This window comes from Leptotrichia buccalis C-1013-b (assembly GCF_000023905.1).
In the GTDB taxonomy this organism is placed as follows: domain Bacteria; phylum Fusobacteriota; class Fusobacteriia; order Fusobacteriales; family Leptotrichiaceae; genus Leptotrichia; species Leptotrichia buccalis.
This window is the reverse complement of sequence record NC_013192.1, coordinates 136,290-155,929: the sequence shown is the minus strand read 5'-3', so window position 1 is coordinate 155,929 and position 19,640 is coordinate 136,290. Positions and strand designations below refer to the sequence as shown.

Here is a 19,640-nt window from a genome sequence, read left to right as displayed (position 1 = left end):
TTTTAATCTTATTTTTATTTTCATTTTTATAATATCATATATATTTTAGAGTGTCAATTGGATTTCTAACATATAATCTAAAGATTAAAGCAATAAAAGGATTTTCTTTATTCTTCTATTAAATCATGTTCTACTAATTTTGCTTTTCCTGATTCAATATCTGCAATAACTTTTTCTAAATATCTCATATTACTTTCAGAATAAAACGGATCTGCAGTAATTTCAAAAGGTATTCTTTTTTCTTTAGTAACTTTAGTGGCAAATATCGTAAATGCAGTTGTCATTGACATTCCCATTTCACGGCATATTTTTTCCATTTCTTTTTTGATATTTTCATCAATACGAAAATTAATCATTGCCTGTGCCATATTAATCACTCTCCTTAATTGCAAGTATACTCCATAACTTTCATTTTGTCAATTATTTTCTTTACAAAAAATATACAATATACATACATTGTATTAAAGTCATTTCTTTTATTTAATGCACTCATACACAATAACATTAATAATACAAAATATTACCAAAATTAAATAAAGCAAATATTTATTTTTATCGAGAAAACTTGTATCTCCACCTGTTTTCTTCATATTCTCTAGCATTCCAATTTTAGAAAATTCAAAATAAATCCAACTACCTAATGTTGACCAGTAAAAAGAAATAATTCCTTCCGATTCAAGCATTATGTAAAACCAAAACTGATATATCATATAAATTATTAAACCTAAAATAATGAACAATAACTCATTTTCTTTTCCTGTATTCTCTTTCGTTTTCTTTCTAAAGTATTCCATAATATAAATTATGCCTAAACCCAAACCACCTGTAAGAAATGTAGAAGCCATTAAAATTAATCCCATAAATAGATTTACAATCATTTTTAACTGTCCTTTCTTTGTAATGATTTTTTGTCTCTTTTATTTAGTTGTCATTGTCCATTCTTTAACAAGGGAGAACATCGCCTTCTCCCTTGACCCACGCTAGTCTACGACATTTTTATGCACAGCCGAAAAACTCGCTATGCTCAAACAGTTTCGACTGCACCTAAAAATGCTCTGACAGATTACTTTATAGTATATATTTTCCAAATATTATTAATAATATTCCAATCATCAATGGAACTGATATTTTTAAAAGTTTCTCTTTAAAATTTTTATCAAAATTAATTAGATAAAATAGACTGCTCATAGTCATTAAAATAACACCATAAATCATAAATACAGTTGAAATATTTGTATTTTCTTTAGCAATACTTGAAACTCCAAATCCTATTACAGAAAAAATTGTTAAAAATACCCCCATTATTTCTAATATTTTTCTATCGTATTCTTTTTGTTCATCTGATATTTTTTTATAATTTTTCTTTAAATATTCTATCTGTGCTCTCTGATTTTGAAAAATATTTTTATACTTCTTTATTTTTTTCAATCCGTAATCTATTTCATTTTCTCTTAATTGTTTTTCATATATATTTAATATATATGTTATGTAATCAAATGTGTTGTATATTTTTTCTATTGTTTCATTAATTTGAATATTTTTATTTTCATTAGAAAGTTCATTATTTATATCTTTAAACTTTTCTTTATATTCTAAAAATTTTGCATAATTTCCATTTTTATTATAAAATTCATAATATTTTTCCCAAAATTCTTTTTCTGTTTCACAAACTAATATTTTCATAGTTCCTAAATCATATTCAAATCTAACTTCATCCGAAAATTTTTGAATCTCATTTAATAAATTTTCTAATTTTTTTTCAAAATTTTCTTCCATTTTTAAATCTATTTCCTTCCTAATTTCCTTCCCTTAAATAAACTCAACCCTATAACTAACCTTACTCTCTCCCGAATTTCTCTCAATCAAACTTCTCAACTTCCTAAAAGTCTCATCCTTCAATGAAATATTATCCTTAAATGCTGAATCTCTGAATACAAATTTTATTGGTAACGGCTCTAATGAAGCTAATTTTTCTACCATTTCCTCTGTTATTTCTGTTTCAAGGCAAATCAGATATGTACTTGCATACAGATAAGTTCTATTTCCAATATTTGTCAACACTTCCAGATTTTCTGACAACGGAACATCATTCTGTCTTAACATTATTTCATAAACAATATCAATATCATTGCTTCCAAGTACAAAATCCAATGAATCAGGGTCATCAAAAGAATATTGACTTTCTTCATTGAAATTTTCCAAGTCATACCATTTTATATTTGTATCATCTACTTTAAATACTTTAAATCCAATATCTGGAACTTTTTTAGGCTCTTCTTCCAGTTTCAAATTAGAATTATATTCTTCTATTTCCTGTTTTATCTTTTCTCCAGCACGTCTGATCCTTTCTTTTCCAATATCTGCTATATTTTTATACCCTGCCTTAAATGCTTCTGATTTTTCATCAGTAGTTTCAGGTAACTGAACCATTATATATTTTCTGTTTCCATCATCTTCACTGTTTAACTGCATAATGGCATGAGCTGTTGTTGCTGAGCCTGAGAAAAAATCAAGAATAATGTTGTTTTCTAATTCTAACATATTTAATAAATATGTAATTAAACTTGTTGGTTTTGGATATAATTTATCTGAAAAATTTTTATAAAATAAATTATCTAATTCATCTGAAGCATTCTCATTTGTTCCAACGCCAAAATTTTTATCTATTATATTCCATGGTTTTTCAGGATCGTATTCTTCTTTTTCATATGATGGAGACAATGCTTTTGTCTTTATAAAAATTTTTGTTCCTAATTTTATTTGCTCTTCTAAATAATCTTGACTCCATTTAAATTTCCCTTTTAATATTATATCATTCAAAAATTTTCCATTCCTAATTTCTACATCACTTAAAAGTTCTATAACATAACTCTCTGTTCCATATATTCCTTTTTCTAACTTCTCATTTTTTATTGAAGTTTCAACACTTTCATGCGGAAATACCAAAGTTCCTATTGAATTTGATTGATTCATTAATCCATTAGTACTTTTACTTTCTTTTACTAGTCCTTTTAAAGTTTTACATTCATTTTTCTGATAACATAAAATATATTCCACACTTTTTTTAGTTTTCTTAGATAAATTAGGAGGTGTTGAAGTTTTTTGCCAACTAAATATTTCTACAAAATTCTCCTCCCCAAAAATCTCATCACACAATCTCTTCAGGTTAGCCTGCTCATTATCATCAATACTTATAAATATAACGCCATCATCAGTAAGTAAATCTCTAGCCAGTTTCAATCTTGGATACATCATATTCAGCCAGTTTGCATGGTATCTGTTAGTTGACTTCTGATTTTTTTGCAGTTTTTCGTTATTTTCTGATATTATTCCCTCTGCCTTGTCACTTTCTTCCTTATCCATTTTAAAAGTATCATTGTAGACAAAATCATTTCCTGTATTATACGGCGGGTCAATATATATCATTTTTATTGAGTTGTAATAATTCTGTCTTAACAGTTTCAATACTTCCAGATTATCTCCCTCGATATAGATATTTTCTGTTGTATCAGCATTTTTACTATCTTTTGCTACAAATTTCAATGTTTTGTTTCCAATTCCCTGCTGTACTATTTTTTTTGCATTTTGTTTCCCTGACCAGTTTAACTCATATTTTTCAGTTGTTACTTCTTCAAAATCTCCCAGCTCTTCCTTCAATGCCTTTATATCCAGCTGTCCATCCTTTACAGCAGATGGAAATAATTGCTCCAGTGCTTTTAAATTGTCATTTACTATGTCATTTATCTCTTTTTTTATTTTATTATTTTCCATTTTTCCTCCAAAATTCTAATATTTATCCAATTCAGAAATTATCTCTCTGATTTTTTTATTAATTTCTACTTTCTCACTATTTCTAATAGTTGATTTTATTTTTTCCTTGTACATCACAAGATTTTTAAAATTTTCAAAAACATTAATCGTTTTGTTTCTGTCATACCATATTAAACTTTCTAAAATATTTCCTGACTTTTGATAATACTTCCGATTTTTTAAAATGTAATTTTTTATAAATATTTCTGAATAAAAATTAACTTTGTTAGTTCGATTCAGGATTTTAGAATAGTCTAAAACTCTTTCCACTTCCCTTTTTGCTGAACCTGACATTGACAAATCAAATGTTTCAGTCATTACAGTATCTGTAACTACTATTTCATTTCTATCATTTTGATTTAATCTTTTTAAAGCTAGTGAATACAACTCTTTTGAATTATCGTAAAATCTTAATATACATGGCGATTTAATTGATTCTTGATATAGATTGGCAAGAAATCCAGCTTTTTTTATATCAGTTATTTCAAAATCAAAATACTGAATTACCTTAAAATTATATTTTTCATCTTCTACACTTGGAATCTCCTCATCATTTATCATATATTTCAATGTTACTGATTTTATATATTCTTTTATTTTCTTTTTTTCAATAGGCTTAAATTCCTTTAGAATAAGATTTTTCAATTTTATTTCCTGATTAATTTCATATCTTTCCGGCATATTTATCATTTAACCCACCACCAGAAAAGATATCAACTCAAAATCATCTGTTGTGTCATCTTTAAAATTGTTATTAAATCCTGAAAAGTCAAACACTGTCTGAACAGCCTTTTCTTCCTCTTCACCTTTTATACTATTTACCGCAGTATTAAGCAATTCTGAATAAAATCCCATTTCAGTAGCATTTTTCGTATCTTTAAAAAATTCCTTTAAAATTTTTTCCTGAACTTCATTTTTCTCATAGCATAGCTGTCTGAAAAGTTTTATAACTTCCCTTGCCTGACTGTTTTTAAATAAAATTTCTTTATTGTTATCCACGAAAATCAGGTAATAAGGATAAAGGGAACTGTCATTTTTAGGTTTAGCATCATTTTTACTATGTTTAAAGCAGAACAACACTCCCTTTTGTTCACCTTCGGTTACAGAATAAATTCCTTTTGGTATTTTGTTTATTTCCTTATGATTATTCACATAATTTGAAAGTTCATACAGATATTCGTTCATATTAAGGTCTGTCAATGAAATATTTTCATTTGTATCCTCTATATCAATTACTTCTTCTTTCAGTTTTTTTAATTGTCTTTTTCTAAAATTAAAGTCATTCATTTCAGGATTAAGCATATCTTCATCCCCAGTAGAAGCTATATTTAATGTTGTCATTTTCCCTTTAACTCTTCTCTCCAAATCTAAATACTCATTCAAATCTGCATTTGGGAAAAAATTAATCATTTGTATATTATCATTTTTACTTCCAATTCTATCTATTCTTCCAAATCTCTGAATAAGTGACACAGGATTCCATTGAATATCAAAGTTTATTACCGTATCACAATCTTGCAAATTCTGTCCTTCTGAAATACAGTCTGTTGCAACTATAATATCTATTTGTTCATCTTGAGGAATTTCAATCTTTAGTTTAGATTTTGGCGAAAATGCACTCAAAATACTGTGAAAATCCTCTTTTACCTTTTTATTTGAAGTTTTTACTCCTTTACCTGTAACACTTGCAATGCTAATATTTTTCCTCTCAAATTTTTTTAACAACTTAGAATAGATATAGTTTGCTGTATCGGCAAATGCTGTAAAAATCAATATTTTTCTATTTCCTGGATTATACGGTGTGTTATCAACTTTATTTCCTACAATTTTTTCTAATTCATGAATCTTGTTATCCCTATCTTCTTTCAATAAAATCAATGTTTCATCATATATTCTTTTTACAATATCTCTATCGTTATACAACTCCTCAAGATAGGCATTTATTCTCAAATCTTCTACCTTTATTTCATATTTACTTCTTTCAATATAGATTTCATCTTCATTTTCCACATCAAGATTTTCTTCAATCTGCTGTCCCTTATTTAAATTTTCTATTGTCTGGTCAATATTTTCAATCAATCTTTTCAAGGTTTCAGAAAATGAAAAAACTGAACTTTCCAATCTTTTAAACAAGTTTGTTCTATGCAAATATACAAGACCTTTCGACTGTGTATCAAAATCCATTTTCCCACCACGATTTCCTGATAACTTATACTTATTGATATAATAATTTAATTTTTCACTTTTTATAAATTTAGTTGGTGTGTAAACTGATAAATTTAATTCTTCTAAAATAGAATTTGTATTTTTAAAATTCAATAACTGATTTTGACTATCAATTTCTGGATAATATGTAATTGGCTTATTCTTTTGAGGAAATTTACCTATATTTTTTGTTCCGTAATAATTTGTAATATGTTTTCTACTTCTTGATATTGTCATCATTTCTAGCAGTTTATAAAAATCTGATGGCAAGTTATCCAGTAATTCATCTTTTTTCTGACTTCCTTCTTTTTCCCAATCATTTATAACTTGTGTCGCTTTTTTCAGTAAATATCCCACACTCGAAATACCTTGTTCACTAAATGCATCATCATGATCTGATGTTATAATTGAAATTTGATTTTTTAAATCTACAAGACTATTATTTACTGGAGTTGCAGACAATAAAAGGACTTTCGTATTTTTACCACTTTTTATTACATCATGAAGTAGTTTAAAATATCTATTCATTATTAATTCATCATTCTCATCATATTTAGCAATCCGATTTCTAAAATTATGTGACTCATCTATCACAACTAAATCAAATTTTGACCAGTCAAATCTGCTTAGTTCATAACCTGATTTTGATTCTCCCTTGGTTCTTGATAAATCTGTATGAAACATAATTTTATAATTAAACATTTCATTCAAAAAACTATCTTTATAATTTCCTGTAAAAGAACGCCAGTTATCATAAAGTTTTGCCGGTGTAAGAACTAATACATTATCATTTCTTATTTCAAAATATTTAATCACAGCAAGTGCTTCAAATGTTTTTCCCAATCCTACTGAATCAGCAATTATACATCCTCCATATTTCTGAAGTTTTTGTATAGCAGAAACGACACAGTCTTTCTGAAAATCAAAAAGTGAATTCCAAATTTCAGTCTTTTTAAATTTATCACTATCATTTTCAAATCTCTCAACTCCACTGTCTAGCTTATCTCCAAAAAGTTCATTTAACGTGAAGTAATACAAAAATTCAGGATTATAATTTTTATAAACAAATTCAAGGCTTTCTAATAATTCCTGTTTATAATCCTGTGTTACATCATTATTATTCCAAATTTCATCATATATTCTCGACATGCCAAGTATTTGGGATTTTTCTGCTTCTCCTTTTATTGTTGTATCAAAATCATAGCGATTTGCCCTTTTTTCATATATTTCAAGTGATGACGTCCCCTGAATCATAAAATCATCATCAATTATTAAAATATTCCCATTTACTTTCTGATATGGCTTTACTTTTCTGACATTTACGTTATTTTTTATAAAATCATACATAGCCTTTGCCTCAGCAAAATGCTTTAACTTATTTTTTTCCTTTATATCATAAGAATTATACAAAATATCATTAGGCGTTATCTCAAATTCTCTTGATATTTCATCATTTTTAGGAATAAACTTTGTATCTCTTATAATAAAATTTATTTCCTTCACATTTTTTAAATTTTTTTCCAATGCCGTAAAAACTGATATGGTTAATTTATCATTAATGATATTTACCACAGCATTCTCTTTTTCTGCCAAAACTTCATTTATCTTTTCAATAAATTTTTTCGCTGAATTTTCCATTTTTTCAATATCCTCTACATTTTAGTTTTTACAACCTCAATTAACTTTTTATTTCCCCATTTTTTAACAAAGTTTGATACTTAATCCAAAATTTTTTTCATTGAATATTATACCATAAAATCAAATATTTTTATTATGTTTTCCATATTTTACAAATGAAATTAATAGTCTTTTGTTTAATAACAGTTTTTACTATTTTTATTATGTTTTTTCTTTATTTATTTTCGCAGGCTTCTTCATTGCCGCAAATCCTGTACCTATGGCTAGACTACGACTTTTATTTTCCCAACTCCGAAACTCCTCCTTGCAGTCATCAAACAGTTGTAGTTGAACAAATAAAAGCTTCGTCGGTTTATTAAAACTTAAAAATTTATTTTGTTAAAAGAAAAATAATTATTAAACAAAATGTTCTTAGGACATTCAAGCATAAACATCACTCTAAATTTATACGTTCATCCTCAAACTGAACACAAACGTAAATGTCTTGATTTAATTTATCAAAATCTAAAAAACAAATAACCTAAAACCTCCTTTTCCAATCTCTTGTCTTTTTCCCCATAATATGTTATCCTATAACCATCACAATTAAAAAATAACACAGTAAAGTCACTTTAAAACAAAACATAAAAATTTAGATTTTTTACTCAAATTCTAGATTTATTTTTATTTATTATTTTGTTTTTGAAGCGATTTATTAATATACATTAAAAAATATAAAAACAAGGAGAAAAATCAATAATGTTTAATAATTTAGGAGATAGATTTAAAGATATATTTAAAAAAGTCAGTGGACAGGGGAAATTGACTGAGAACAATATGAAAGATGCTTTGAGGGAAGTAAGACTGGCATTGCTTGAAGCGGATGTAAATTACAGTGTGGCTAAAAACTTTGTGGCAAAGATTCGAGAAAAGGCATTGGGAGAACAGGTTATTAGCGGAGTTAATCCTACACAACAATTTGTTAAGATTGTAAATGACGAACTAGTGGAAGTGCTTGGTGGTTCCAATGTTTCGATTGCTAAGGCTGATAAAAATCCTACTATTGTAATGCTTTCTGGACTTCAAGGAGCTGGAAAAACTACGTTTTCTGGAAAATTGGCAAAGCATTTGAGATCAAAAGGGGAAAAGCCATTTTTGATTGGGGCAGATGTTTATAGACCTGCTGCAAAAAAGCAATTGAAGGTGCTGGGAGAGCAAGTGAAAGTTCCTGTATTTACGATTGATGAGAGTATAGATCCGTTGGAAATTGTAAAACAGGGAATTGAAGCTTCAAAGACAGAGCATGCGACTTACGTGATTATTGATACGGCGGGAAGATTGCACATTGACGAACAGCTTATGCATGAATTGCAGGATATAAAGGATTGCTTTAATCCAAATGAAATTTTGCTTGTAGTTGATGGAATGACTGGGCAAGATGCGGTTAATGTGGCAAAAGAGTTTAACGAACAGCTTGATATTACTGGAGTTGTACTTACAAAACTGGACGGAGATACTCGTGGAGGGGCAGCTCTTTCAGTAAAGGAAGTTGCAGGAAAGCCAATTAAATTCATAAGTGAAGGGGAAAAACTGGACGATATTGCACCATTTCATCCTGACAGGCTTGCTTCGCGTATTCTTGGAATGGGAGATGTAGTTTCGCTTGTAGAAAAGGCACAGGAAGCTATTGACGAAAAAGAAGCCAAGAAAATGGAAGAAAAATTTAGAAAGAACCAGTTTGATTTTGAAGATTTTTTAAAGCAGTTTAAAATGATAAGAAAAATGGGATCAATTGCTGGAATTATGAAAATGATACCTGGAGTTGACACTAGCATGATTGACATGGGAATGGCTGAAAAGGAAATGAAAAAAGTTGAAGCAATCATTTTTTCAATGACAGTTCAGGAAAGACGTGATCCGAAACTTCTAAAAAACGGAAGCCGTAAAATGAGAATTGCCAAAGGAAGCGGAGTTCAAGTAAACGACGTAAATAAATTGATAAAACAATTTGAACAAATGAAACAAATGATGAAAATGTTTAATAGCGGCGGTATTCCAGGATTTGGTGGTGGCGGCTTTATGAGAGGCAGAAGAAGATAATTTACAAATTCTTTAGAACTGTCAAAACTTCAAAAACTAACACTATGAAAAAAAATTATACATATTTATTCCAAATAATATAAATTACGGTAAAACAAATTATTTAAATATAACAAGAGCATGACTTTATAAATGCTCTTTTTTATTATCCACAATTAAAAAATCGTAATTATACATAATAAACAAAATTGTTTCAAAAAAAATTAAAAAAATACTTGAATTTTTTAAACTTATATGATATACTATAATAAATAACAGTATAATAAAAAATTTAAAAAGGAGCTGATTAGCATGAAGAAATTAATTTTAGTAGGATGTTTAGCATTTGGAGCATTAGGATTTTCAAGATTTGTTAACGAATGCCACGTTACAAGTAAAACAAGTAGATCTGTAACTTGCAGAAGCAACGAATCAGGAAGAACATTCCAATTTACAAGTGGTAGATTATCTTCTGTTTCAAGCGGATATACTTACAAAATTTATTTTGAAGGTAATGGATATAGAGGATTACGTTTAACTGGTGCAAAACTTCTTGCAGGTTAAAAATAAAACTATAAAAATTTTAAATTAAACTCAAAAGCTATGACTGTACCCGTCAAAATTAGTTTAGTTCTCATTACTTTAATTTTATTAGGTTTGAGAACACAATAAAAACTCTAAGTCTTTTATGAACTTGGAGTTTTTTTATTTATTTGTACTAAAAAAGCTATAGTATTCTATTCAAATTCTAGATTTTATTAATTTTTTTGATTTTGAAAAAGTTTGAAAATATATAAAAAGGTATTGGATTATTATAACTTTTCTAGTATAATAAATTTGTATAATTTTAGTAAAAAAAAGGAAAATACGATGAAAAAAGGTATCGGAAAATCACACAGTAAAATAATATTAATTGGAGAACATTCTGTTGTTTACGGCTATCCTGCCATCGCTATTCCACTAAAAAAAATTGGAATTGAATGTATTGTGGAAGAAGCCAAAAGCAGCTGTTTCCATAATAAGACAGATACTCTTTCAGTTGCTCTTTTTACTGCGTTAAAATATTTAAAAAAAGAAAATGCAAAAATAAAATATAAAGTTACCTCTCAAATCCCTCCAAAACGTGGAATGGGATCTTCAGCGGCAGTAAGTATTGTGGCAATTCGTGCTGTATTTGATTATTTTGGAGAAAATTTGGAAGATGAATTGCTGGAAAAACTGGTTCACACGGCAGAAATTGTAGCCCACAGTACACCAAGCGGACTGGATGCCAAAACTTGCCTTAGCGACAAAGCCATAAAATTTATAAAGAACAAGGGATTTTCATACATTGACTTAAATCTTGATGCATACCTTGTAATTGCAGACACAGGAATTTATGGCAATACAAGCGAAGCAATTCAGAATGTTAAAAATTTAGGAAGTAATGCTGACAGTTCTTTAAAGAAATTAGGAAAATTGACAGATGAAATGGCTAAAATCTTAACTGAAAATATTCAATCCAAAGAAGAAAAAGTCAATAAAATAGGGAAAATTATGACAAAGGCAAACATAGAACTCAGAAATTTGAACATAACCATTGAAAAAACAGACTTATTTGTAAAAACAGCAATTGAAAATGGAGCAAGTGGAGCAAAAATTTCTGGTGGAGGATTAGGAGGCTGTGTAATTGCACTTGCAAAAAATTTGGATATTGTAGAAAAGATAAAAGAAGGACTGATAAAATGTGGAGCGGAAAATATTTGGATGGAGAAAATTTAATGGAATTATGTTAAAAAAAATTAAATATAAAATATAATTTGAGAGATAATCAAATAATTTTAAAGAGAAGAAAATAAAGGAGAAAAAATGGTAAAAGTCAAATCTTATGCTAATATTGCGATTGTAAAATACTGGGGAAAAAAAAATGCAGAAAAAATGATACCTTCTACAAGCAGCATTTCCCTGACTCTTAACGATATGTTTACAGAAACAGAGATGGAATTTATAAATGATAGCGATATTAAAATTGCAGTTGAAAAAGAAATAAAAAGCGAAAATTATAAAGATAAATATTCAGACATGACAGATTTGTTTTATTTGAATGGAGAATTGCAGGATAGTGTGCATACAGAAAAAATTAGTAAGGTTGTGGATTTGTTTAGGGGAAATAGAAGTCAAAAGGTAAAAATTTCTACAACAAATAATATGCCAACGGCTGCGGGACTTTCTTCCAGTTCAAGCGGTTTATCGGCTGTAATAAAAGCATGTAATGAACTTTTTGGAAAAAACTATACGCAATCTGAACTTGCACAAATTTCAAAATTTGGTTCTGGTTCATCTTCGAGAAGCTTTTTTGGACCTGTTGCGGCTTGGGATAAGGATACTGGAGAAATTTATGAGGTAAAGACAGATTTGAAACTGGCAATGATTGTGCTTGTGCTGAATGAAAATAAAAAGGAAATTTCAAGCCGAAATGGAATGGAGCTTTGCGCCAAAACTTCAACATATTTTGATGAGTGGGTAAAACAATCGGAAATTGACTTTGTAAATATGAAAAAATATCTTGCTGAAAATGATTTAGAAAAAGTAGGAATTTTGACAGAAGAGAATGCTCTTAGAATGCACAAAACAACTGAAACTGCAAATCCACCATTTTCGTATTTTAATGAAAAAACTTACGAAGCAATGGATTTTGTAAAAAATTTGAGAAATAATGGAGAAAAATGCTATTTTACGATGGATGCGGGGCCTAATGTAAAGGTGCTTTGTCTGGAAGATGATTTGGAAAAATTAGCAGGAATTTTTGAAGAAAAGTATAAGATTATTGTGAGTAAGACTGTGAAATTATAATTGTGAAAATTAATTTGAAATTGAAAATAAAACATTATGATTACTTCTGAAATTGATTAATTTTATCAGTTTAGTATTAAAAGAGTTAAGATATATTTTGGAAAGGATTTTGAATAATGGATAAATTAAGAAAATTTGACATAGTTATAGGCATATTATTTGGAATTACGACAATAATTTTAATTCATTTATTTTTTAGTAATGACATATTTTTTATGTGGGTATTTCAGAGGCATCATAATATGCTAAGCTGGTACACCAGACCACTATTCATTATTCCAATAATCTGGAGTGCGTACAAAAAGCTGTTTTCAGGAATTTCAATCTCTATTTTTGGTCTATTTACGAGTATGTTCTGGTTTCCAAAGCCAAATATAACTAATCCTGAAATTGTAAAATTTTTAAATTTTGAAGCAAATTATTTGAAAAGTGGATGGACAATAGATAAAATTGTCCTGCTTTTTACTGTTATAATTTTTTTTGTTTTTATAATAGTTTCAACTTGGACAAAAAACTGGAAATTACTTTTATTAATTTTAATAGCAACTGCAATTCTTAAAATATTTAACAGCTACCTTTTGACTGGAAAGAGTGCATTATCAATGTTAAAGCCTGCGGTTACTGGATTAATTGTCTGTATGATAGCTGTATTTTACTTAAAAAAGAAAAACTGATGAAAAAGGAGGAAGAAGAAATAAATATGAAAAAAATATTATCAATTATTGTAGGATTAATCTTAATATCTACAATAACAAGTTGTCAAAATGATAAAAAAATTATTGAAAATGATTTAAAAAATTTAATAGAATTCACTCGAAACGGTGGTTATAAATCATCAAATCATGATAAAATGGCTGCTATAACATTTGAAGCAATTGATGAAGGATATAAAAAAATGTCCTATAAAATTAATAAAACAACAGAAGAAAATAAAAATAAAATTATCGTAAATATTACTATAAAGTATCCTGATTTATCAGGAGCAATAGAAATATTTAAAAATAAAATATTAGAAGAAAGACAAAGACTTTTGAAATCACCAAATCCTACTGTAAGGTCAGATGATGAAATGATAAAATTGACTACGCAATTTTTAAAAGAATCTGTAAATGAAAAATTGAATGATCCTAATCTAAGATATTTTGAAGAAACGTTTGATATTGTATATGTAAAACATAACGATAATTGGGAAATGCAAGACAGCCCGCAATTCAACAAAGCGATGCTCTTTAATTTGCATTTTAACTCATTTACTCAAAATTAAGGATTTTTAAGGCAAAAACTTAAAATTTTACAACAAAAATAAAAAAATAACATAGAAAAAGGAGGATAAATTGTGGGATATATAAAAATACTAGATGAAAAAGTGTCAAATATTATTGCCGCTGGGGAAGTTGTGGAAAATCCAGCTTCGATGATTAAGGAGATGATTGAGAACTCACTGGATGCGAAGGCTACGATGATAAAAATTGAGGTTTTTAAAGCTGGAACTGATGTTAAGGTGAGTGATAATGGAATTGGGATGGATAAGGACGATACGCTTTTGTCAGTGGAGCGGCATGCTACTTCTAAAATTAAGGAAAAGGAAGATGTTTTTAACTTAAACACTTATGGATTTCGTGGAGAGGCTTTGTCATCTATTGCGGCGGTGTCTAAACTTACGATTACTACACGTTCCGAAAATAGCCCTGTGGGATACAAAATTGGCTGTTATGGCGGAGTTGTGAGAAAATTTGAGGAAGTTTCGAGAAATGTCGGGACAGAAATGGAAGTCAGGGATTTATTTTACAATACGCCTGCCAGACGGAAATTTTTGCGAAAAATGTCAACAGAATATGGTAAAATCAGGGATATTGTACTAAAGGAAGCACTTTCAAACAGTAATGTGGCATTTTCGCTTGAATTAGATGGAAAAAGTACGATAAAGACAAGTGGAAAAGGGATTGACAATACAATCCTTGAATTATTTGGAAAGTCAGTTTTGAGAAATTTGAAAAAATTTGAATATGGATATTTAGGTAACGTAGAAATTTTACGAAGTTCAAAGGATTTTATGTTTACTTTTGTAAATAACCGATATGTAAAGTCAGCAACTATTGAACGTGCTGTTATAGACGGCTATTACACTAAACTAATGAAGGGAAAATACCCATTTGCCATTATTTTTTACAATACTGATCCAAAGGAAATAGATGTAAACGTTCATCCATCCAAAAAGATAATAAAATTCTCAAATGATAAAATCGTTTATAATGAAATAAAATCAGCAATTGATGACTTTTTTTACTACAATGACAGAGAAAATTGGCAACCTAATATTGACCTGATAAAGAAAAATATTAACATTAATGAGAATGTCTCTCTGGAAAAGGATGACTTGTTTTCCGATGATGTTTTGAAGGGGGAAAACCAAAAAGTTATAAGTTTGGAAACTTTTGACGGAAAAATTTTAGAAAATACTAAAAATTCAAATGAGAAAGATAATTTTTCAGCAATTAATTTTAATAAAAATGATAGAAATTCTGAGTTTTCTGATAATTCCGAAAATATTACATATAATACTTTTTCAAGTGATAAAAATTTTGTAAATAATAAAAACGAAAATAGCTCAAAACTTGATGAAATCTGGAATAAAATGAATAAAAATTCAAATAAAATTGTGGAAAATAATGTGGAAAACTTTGAAATTGAAGATAAATTTCAGACAAAAAAATGGAAACATAATAGCAATTTTAAAAATTACAAAAATTCTGGTGAACACAGAAATTTTGATATTATAAATGAAAATACTGAAAATAAATCCTATTATAAAGTTGGAACGTTTGAAAAGCATGTTGGAAAACAATTTCATTATGATATTCTAGGGCAGATTTTTGACACATATATTCTCGTTCGTAGGGATGAGGAACTGGAAATTTATGATCAACATATTATTCACGAAAGAATTTTGTATGAAGAGCTAAAGGATAAATTTTATAATAAGAAGTTGGAGTCGCAGCATTTATTATTGCCTCTGAAAATGGGAATTACAGGAATTGAAAAAAATATTATTTTTGAGAATATCGAAATTTTTAGAGATTTTGGATTTGATGTTGATGAATTTTCAGAAGATGAAATTGTGATTCGTGCTGTTCCTGCCTTTGACTTTCGGGATAGCATTGAAAATGTATTTCTGCAGCTGCTTATGGACTTGAAAAATGAAGTTGAAATAAAGGATTTGCGGGAAAATATCATTATTTCGATGTCGTGCAAGGGAGCTGTGAAGGCTGGACAAAAGCTTGATATGTTTGAAATGCAGAATATGGTGAGAAGGATTCATGAAGTTGGAAAATATACGTGTCCGCATGGGCGTCCAATTATTGTAAAATTAAGTAAGAATGATTTGGACAAAATGTTTGGAAGAAGAAAATAAGAGTAAAACTTGAGAAAATTTAGTAAAAAAATGAAAAAACTTTTGACAATAAGGAAAAAATATGATAAGAATTAGTGTAGTGTGTATTGGAAAAATAAAAGATAAATACATAAAAGAGGGAATAGCTGAGTTTTCAAAAAGGTTGTCAAAATACATAAAACTCGATATTACTGAACTAGCTGAAGAAGATGATAACAAGGGGATTGAAAATGCAGTAAATTCAGAAACTGAAAGAATAATAAATGCTATTTCAAAAAAAAATTATTCGTACAATATTTTGCTTGACTTAAACGGAAAAATGCTATCTTCTGAAGAAATGGCAGATAAAATAGAAAAAATTTCCATGACAAACAGCGAAATTAATTTCATAATAGGTGGTTCAAACGGTGTAAATGACAAATTGCGAAAAATTGTAGATTTTAGGCTATGCTTTTCACCAATGACATTTCCACATCAGCTTATGCGATTAATTTTGACAGAGCAAATATACAGATGGATTTCAATTAATAATAATATAAAATATCATAAATAATGGAGGGAAATTATGTATTCTGCTGGGGAAGAATTTGAAAGAATTAATAATGAGGGAGATGTGGAAGGCTATACTTGCCTTTCCAATGTTACGGTAGGAGATAAGGAATATTTAGTTTGTGATAGTGAAACTGGGGAAAAAAAAGTCTTTTACTATGACAGCATCGAAGAAGAGTTATATGACTTGGATGAAGATGAAGAAGATCAGGTTCTGGAAATATGGAATGATGAATATTATGGTTCTGACAAAGATTATATGTACTGGAATGAAGATTTTGGGGAATATGATAAAAATGAAAATGTAGATGGAGAATATGATGAAAGTAACTTTGATGCATTAAATGATGGTACTGATTTTTTTGATAATGAAGACGAAGATGATGAAGACTTGTCAGAATTTTTAGATGACTTTTTTAATGATGAAGATGAATAAATCCAAAATAAAACGAAGGAATAAAATGAAAATAAAAATTAAAAGTTTGGATAACTTTAAACAAAATTATGAAAAATTATTTGAACTGGAAAAAATAATAAATTTGGAAGAAAAAAAAGAATACCATTATAAAGATGAATACGGAAATTGTAAAATCATCGATAAAATCGATTCCATCGAAATCTATCGACATGGTGAAATCAATTCCAAACAAATATTTAAAAATAATAAAAATACCTCATTTACCTACATTACAACAAAATTTCGAGGAAAATATGAAATTTTTACAAAAAAATTTGAAAAAGAAAATGGAAAAATAGTACTGGAATATGATATAATACATAGTAATGAAATAATAAACAGTATAAATTTAGAAATACAACTTATAAATATTTAATCAAGGACATCGAACGCCATGCCCTTACATCCCCGTTCTACGCAAAACTTTCTTAATAAAAGAAAAAGAAAACTCGGTTTTTAATAAAAGATATTTTCAACTCTTTAATCGAATTATAGTTCAAATTGTATTCAAAAATTTCAAACAGTTCTTTTTCTTTCAACGAAATTTTGCTTAGTAATTTTTTATAAAATGTCACTATAATTGAATTAAAAATATTTTGATTTTTGGGGAATGAAATCCGTTATTTAGATTTTATTTTTTTTAATCTAAATAATAAAAAGATATAAACATATTTATTTCATAATAAAAAAACAGAAAGGAAAAGTGAATGAGTAATCAAAACCACAATGATAATGGTATTATAAAAGAAAAATTAAAAAAAGTAGAAGAACTAAAAGAAATAGGAGTTGAACCATATGGACGAAAATATGCAAAATTAAATGAAATTGCTGAAATTAACCAATATGATGAAACTTGTGAAAAAATCTTTAAAACAGCAGGAAGAATCGTTGCCTTCAGAAGAATGGGGAAAAATGGATTTGGACAAATTCAAGATCCAACTGGAAAAATCCAATACTATGTAAAAAAAGATGAAGTTGGAGAAGAGCAGTACAAAATTTATAAAAAAATGGGACTTGGAGATTTTATTGGGCTAGAAGGAAAACTTTTTAGAACTAATACTGGAGAATTAACTTTAAGAGTTGACTCTTTTGAAGTACTGTCTAAAAATGTGCGTCCACTTCCAGAAAAATTTCACGGACTGACTAACATCGAAACTCGTTACAGACAAAGATACGTAGATCTCGTAATGAACAGGGAAGTTATGGAAACTATGAAAAAAAGATTCCAAATTATAAGATTTTTTAGAAGCTATCTTGAAAAACATGGATTTACAGAAGTGGAAACTCCAATGATGCACCCAGTTGCTGGAGGAGCTACAGCAAGACCATTTGTAACACATCATAATGCACTTGATATGGAACTATTTTTGAGAATAGCGCCTGAATTGTACTTAAAAAGACTGCTTGTAGGTGGATTTGAAAAAGTATTTGAAATAAACAGAAGTTTTAGAAATGAAGGAATTTCAATAAAACACAATCCAGAATTTACAATGATGGAACTATACCAGGCTTATGCTGATTTTAATGATATGATGGATTTGACAGAAGATTTGATTTCAAGTTTGACGTTTGAACTACACGGAAAATATGAAATTGAATATGAAGATAAGACTATTAACATGGCAAAACCTTGGCGACGTGTTACAATGAAAGATATTGTAAAAGAAACAACTGGATTTGATTTTGACACAATTAGCAGCGATGAAGATGCGATAAATAAAGCAAAAGAAATGAATATTCCACTAGAAAAAGACAAAACTTATACAAAATATGGAATTTTAAACTTGATATTTGAGGAAAAAGTAGAGGAAACTTTATTAAATCCGACTTTTATTACTGAATATCCAAAAGAAATTTCTCCACTTTCAAAAAACCAAAAAGGTGAAACTGAATGGGTAGACAGATTTGAGTTATTCATTTCAGGAAGAGAATTTGCCAATGCTTATTCAGAATTAAATGATCCAAGAGATCAAAAGGAAAGATTTGAAGAACAGGTGAAATTAAGAGAAGCTGGAGATGATGAAGCTCAAGGAATGGATTTAGACTATATTCGTGCCTTAGAATACGGAATGCCACCAGCAGGAGGGCTTGGAATAGGAATTGACAGATTAGTTATGCTACAAACAAATTCTGCTTCAATTAGGGATGTTATTTTATTCCCAACATTAAGAAAAGAAGACATTGAATTATAATTATTTTGATATCTTAAAAATACTTTTACAAATATATTTAAAAGCTCTAGGTTTAGAATAACTTAGAGCTTTTTTTATTTATATTCGTTAAAAAATTTATGTAATTGCACTACAAATAATTAATTATAAAGGTATTCATAACCTTCTAAGTATAACCGTCTGTATCCGTTTCCTTGGAAATATATTCTGTAAACAGAGCCATATGCAGGTCCACTAATATAACCTCTTGTAAAATTAAAATTTTTTCCACTTTGCAAACTTACACAATTTAAATATCCACGACCTTTAGAAGTAATTCTACATTCTTCAATAAATCTTGAGAATCCCAAAACTCCAAATACCAAGAACATTGTTACAACCAATTTTTTCATAATAATCAACTCCTTAATTTATTTTCCTTTCATTAAGGTTATACCTCATAAATAAAAAAAGTCAAGTATTTTTTTTAATTTATTATACAATTTATGAAAGAAAACAAAAAACCTACAAGAATCAAATAATGATTTGT

General features: G+C 28.2%; 18 protein-coding genes. 11 read left to right on the top strand and 7 right to left on the bottom strand.

What is annotated here, in order from left to right; genetic code table 11:
* Positions 1–107: 107 nt before the first annotated feature.
* The 6 genes from LEBU_RS00765 to LEBU_RS00740 form a co-directional block, all read right to left on the bottom strand.
* Positions 108–368, bottom strand: a complete 261-nt coding sequence (locus LEBU_RS00765; protein ID WP_012806274.1) for a type II toxin-antitoxin system RelB/DinJ family antitoxin — start codon at positions 366–368, stop codon at positions 108–110.
* Between the two features lie 108 nt (positions 369–476).
* Positions 477–878, bottom strand: coding sequence for a hypothetical protein (locus tag LEBU_RS00760; RefSeq protein ID WP_012806273.1), 402 nt, complete (start codon positions 876–878; stop codon positions 477–479).
* 190 nt (positions 879–1,068) lie between these two features.
* Entirely contained in the window at positions 1,069–1,776 is a 708-nt protein-coding gene (locus LEBU_RS00755; RefSeq protein WP_012806272.1) for a hypothetical protein, read from the bottom strand.
* A 33-nt stretch (positions 1,777–1,809) separates the two neighbouring features.
* Positions 1,810–3,771, bottom strand: a complete 1,962-nt coding sequence (locus LEBU_RS00750) for a site-specific DNA-methyltransferase (protein WP_012806271.1) — start codon at positions 3,769–3,771, stop codon at positions 1,810–1,812.
* A 15-nt stretch (positions 3,772–3,786) separates the two neighbouring features.
* Entirely contained in the window at positions 3,787–4,500 is a 714-nt protein-coding gene (locus LEBU_RS00745; protein WP_012806270.1) for a DUF4391 domain-containing protein, read from the bottom strand.
* Positions 4,501–7,653 carry a helicase-related protein gene (locus tag LEBU_RS00740; protein ID WP_012806269.1) on the bottom strand — a complete coding sequence of 1,051 codons (3,153 nt, stop codon included), beginning with the start codon at positions 7,651–7,653 and terminating at the stop codon, positions 4,501–4,503.
* A 738-nt stretch (positions 7,654–8,391) separates the two neighbouring features.
* Here LEBU_RS00740 and ffh point away from each other — a divergent pair.
* From ffh to lysS, 11 genes are all read left to right on the top strand, one after another.
* Entirely contained in the window at positions 8,392–9,732 is a 1,341-nt protein-coding gene (gene ffh / locus LEBU_RS00735) for a signal recognition particle protein (RefSeq protein ID WP_012806268.1), read from the top strand.
* Between the two features lie 291 nt (positions 9,733–10,023).
* Positions 10,024–10,275, top strand: coding sequence for a hypothetical protein (locus tag LEBU_RS00730; protein WP_012806267.1), 252 nt, complete (start codon positions 10,024–10,026; stop codon positions 10,273–10,275).
* Between the two features lie 306 nt (positions 10,276–10,581).
* Complete coding sequence (gene mvk, locus LEBU_RS00725) at positions 10,582–11,472, top strand: mevalonate kinase (protein WP_012806266.1); 891 nt, start codon at positions 10,582–10,584, stop codon at positions 11,470–11,472.
* An 87-nt stretch (positions 11,473–11,559) separates the two neighbouring features.
* Positions 11,560–12,543, top strand: coding sequence for a diphosphomevalonate decarboxylase (mvaD, locus tag LEBU_RS00720; protein ID WP_012806265.1), 984 nt, complete (start codon positions 11,560–11,562; stop codon positions 12,541–12,543).
* A gap of 116 nt (positions 12,544–12,659) precedes the next feature.
* Positions 12,660–13,217, top strand: a complete 558-nt coding sequence (locus LEBU_RS00715) for a hypothetical protein (RefSeq protein WP_012806264.1) — start codon at positions 12,660–12,662, stop codon at positions 13,215–13,217.
* 26 nt (positions 13,218–13,243) lie between these two features.
* The gene (locus tag LEBU_RS00710) at positions 13,244–13,807 is read left to right on the top strand and encodes a hypothetical protein (protein ID WP_146995794.1); all 564 of its coding nucleotides are present in this window, start codon (positions 13,244–13,246) and stop codon (positions 13,805–13,807) included.
* A 72-nt stretch (positions 13,808–13,879) separates the two neighbouring features.
* Positions 13,880–15,955: a DNA mismatch repair endonuclease MutL gene (gene mutL, locus LEBU_RS00705; protein WP_012806262.1), complete on the top strand. Its 2,076-nt coding sequence runs from the start codon at positions 13,880–13,882 to the stop codon at positions 15,953–15,955.
* A gap of 61 nt (positions 15,956–16,016) precedes the next feature.
* On the top strand, positions 16,017–16,487 hold the full coding sequence (locus tag LEBU_RS00700; RefSeq protein WP_012806261.1) for a 23S rRNA (pseudouridine(1915)-N(3))-methyltransferase RlmH: 471 nt from the start codon (positions 16,017–16,019) through the stop codon (positions 16,485–16,487).
* Between the two features lie 12 nt (positions 16,488–16,499).
* Positions 16,500–16,919: a hypothetical protein gene (locus LEBU_RS00695; RefSeq protein ID WP_012806260.1), complete on the top strand. Its 420-nt coding sequence runs from the start codon at positions 16,500–16,502 to the stop codon at positions 16,917–16,919.
* A gap of 25 nt (positions 16,920–16,944) precedes the next feature.
* A complete protein-coding gene (locus LEBU_RS00690; RefSeq protein ID WP_012806259.1) occupies positions 16,945–17,316 on the top strand; it encodes a DUF1934 family protein in 372 nt (123 codons plus the stop codon).
* Between the two features lie 331 nt (positions 17,317–17,647).
* Positions 17,648–19,132: a lysine--tRNA ligase gene (gene lysS, locus LEBU_RS00685; protein WP_012806258.1), complete on the top strand. Its 1,485-nt coding sequence runs from the start codon at positions 17,648–17,650 to the stop codon at positions 19,130–19,132.
* Between the two features lie 119 nt (positions 19,133–19,251).
* Here the strand turns inward: lysS and LEBU_RS00680 are convergent, their stop codons facing one another.
* Positions 19,252–19,503 carry a hypothetical protein gene (locus tag LEBU_RS00680; protein WP_012806257.1) on the bottom strand — a complete coding sequence of 84 codons (252 nt, stop codon included), beginning with the start codon at positions 19,501–19,503 and terminating at the stop codon, positions 19,252–19,254.
* Positions 19,504–19,640: the final 137 nt, after the last annotated feature.

Excerpts from the sequence above, each read along its gene's own strand:
- LEBU_RS00765 (WP_012806274.1), bottom strand. The coding sequence starts at position 368 with ATGGCACAGGCAATGATTAATTTTCGTATTGATGAAAATATCAAAAAA.
- LEBU_RS00760 (WP_012806273.1), bottom strand. The coding sequence starts at position 878 with ATGATTGTAAATCTATTTATGGGATTAATTTTAATGGCTTCTACATTT.
- LEBU_RS00755 (WP_012806272.1), bottom strand. The coding sequence starts at position 1,776 with ATGGAAGAAAATTTTGAAAAAAAATTAGAAAATTTATTAAATGAGATT.
- LEBU_RS00750 (WP_012806271.1), bottom strand. The coding sequence starts at position 3,771 with ATGGAAAATAATAAAATAAAAAAAGAGATAAATGACATAGTAAATGAC.
- LEBU_RS00745 (WP_012806270.1), bottom strand. The coding sequence starts at position 4,500 with ATGATAAATATGCCGGAAAGATATGAAATTAATCAGGAAATAAAATTG.
- LEBU_RS00740 (WP_012806269.1), bottom strand. The coding sequence starts at position 7,653 with ATGGAAAATTCAGCGAAAAAATTTATTGAAAAGATAAATGAAGTTTTG.
- ffh (WP_012806268.1), top strand. The coding sequence starts at position 8,392 with ATGTTTAATAATTTAGGAGATAGATTTAAAGATATATTTAAAAAAGTC.
- LEBU_RS00730 (WP_012806267.1), top strand. The coding sequence starts at position 10,024 with ATGAAGAAATTAATTTTAGTAGGATGTTTAGCATTTGGAGCATTAGGA.
- mvk (WP_012806266.1), top strand. The coding sequence starts at position 10,582 with ATGAAAAAAGGTATCGGAAAATCACACAGTAAAATAATATTAATTGGA.
- mvaD (WP_012806265.1), top strand. The coding sequence starts at position 11,560 with ATGGTAAAAGTCAAATCTTATGCTAATATTGCGATTGTAAAATACTGG.
- LEBU_RS00715 (WP_012806264.1), top strand. The coding sequence starts at position 12,660 with ATGGATAAATTAAGAAAATTTGACATAGTTATAGGCATATTATTTGGA.
- LEBU_RS00710 (WP_146995794.1), top strand. The coding sequence starts at position 13,244 with ATGAAAAAAATATTATCAATTATTGTAGGATTAATCTTAATATCTACA.
- LEBU_RS00700 (WP_012806261.1), top strand. The coding sequence starts at position 16,017 with ATGATAAGAATTAGTGTAGTGTGTATTGGAAAAATAAAAGATAAATAC.
- LEBU_RS00695 (WP_012806260.1), top strand. The coding sequence starts at position 16,500 with ATGTATTCTGCTGGGGAAGAATTTGAAAGAATTAATAATGAGGGAGAT.
- LEBU_RS00690 (WP_012806259.1), top strand. The coding sequence starts at position 16,945 with ATGAAAATAAAAATTAAAAGTTTGGATAACTTTAAACAAAATTATGAA.
- lysS (WP_012806258.1), top strand. The coding sequence starts at position 17,648 with ATGAGTAATCAAAACCACAATGATAATGGTATTATAAAAGAAAAATTA.
- LEBU_RS00680 (WP_012806257.1), bottom strand. The coding sequence starts at position 19,503 with ATGAAAAAATTGGTTGTAACAATGTTCTTGGTATTTGGAGTTTTGGGA.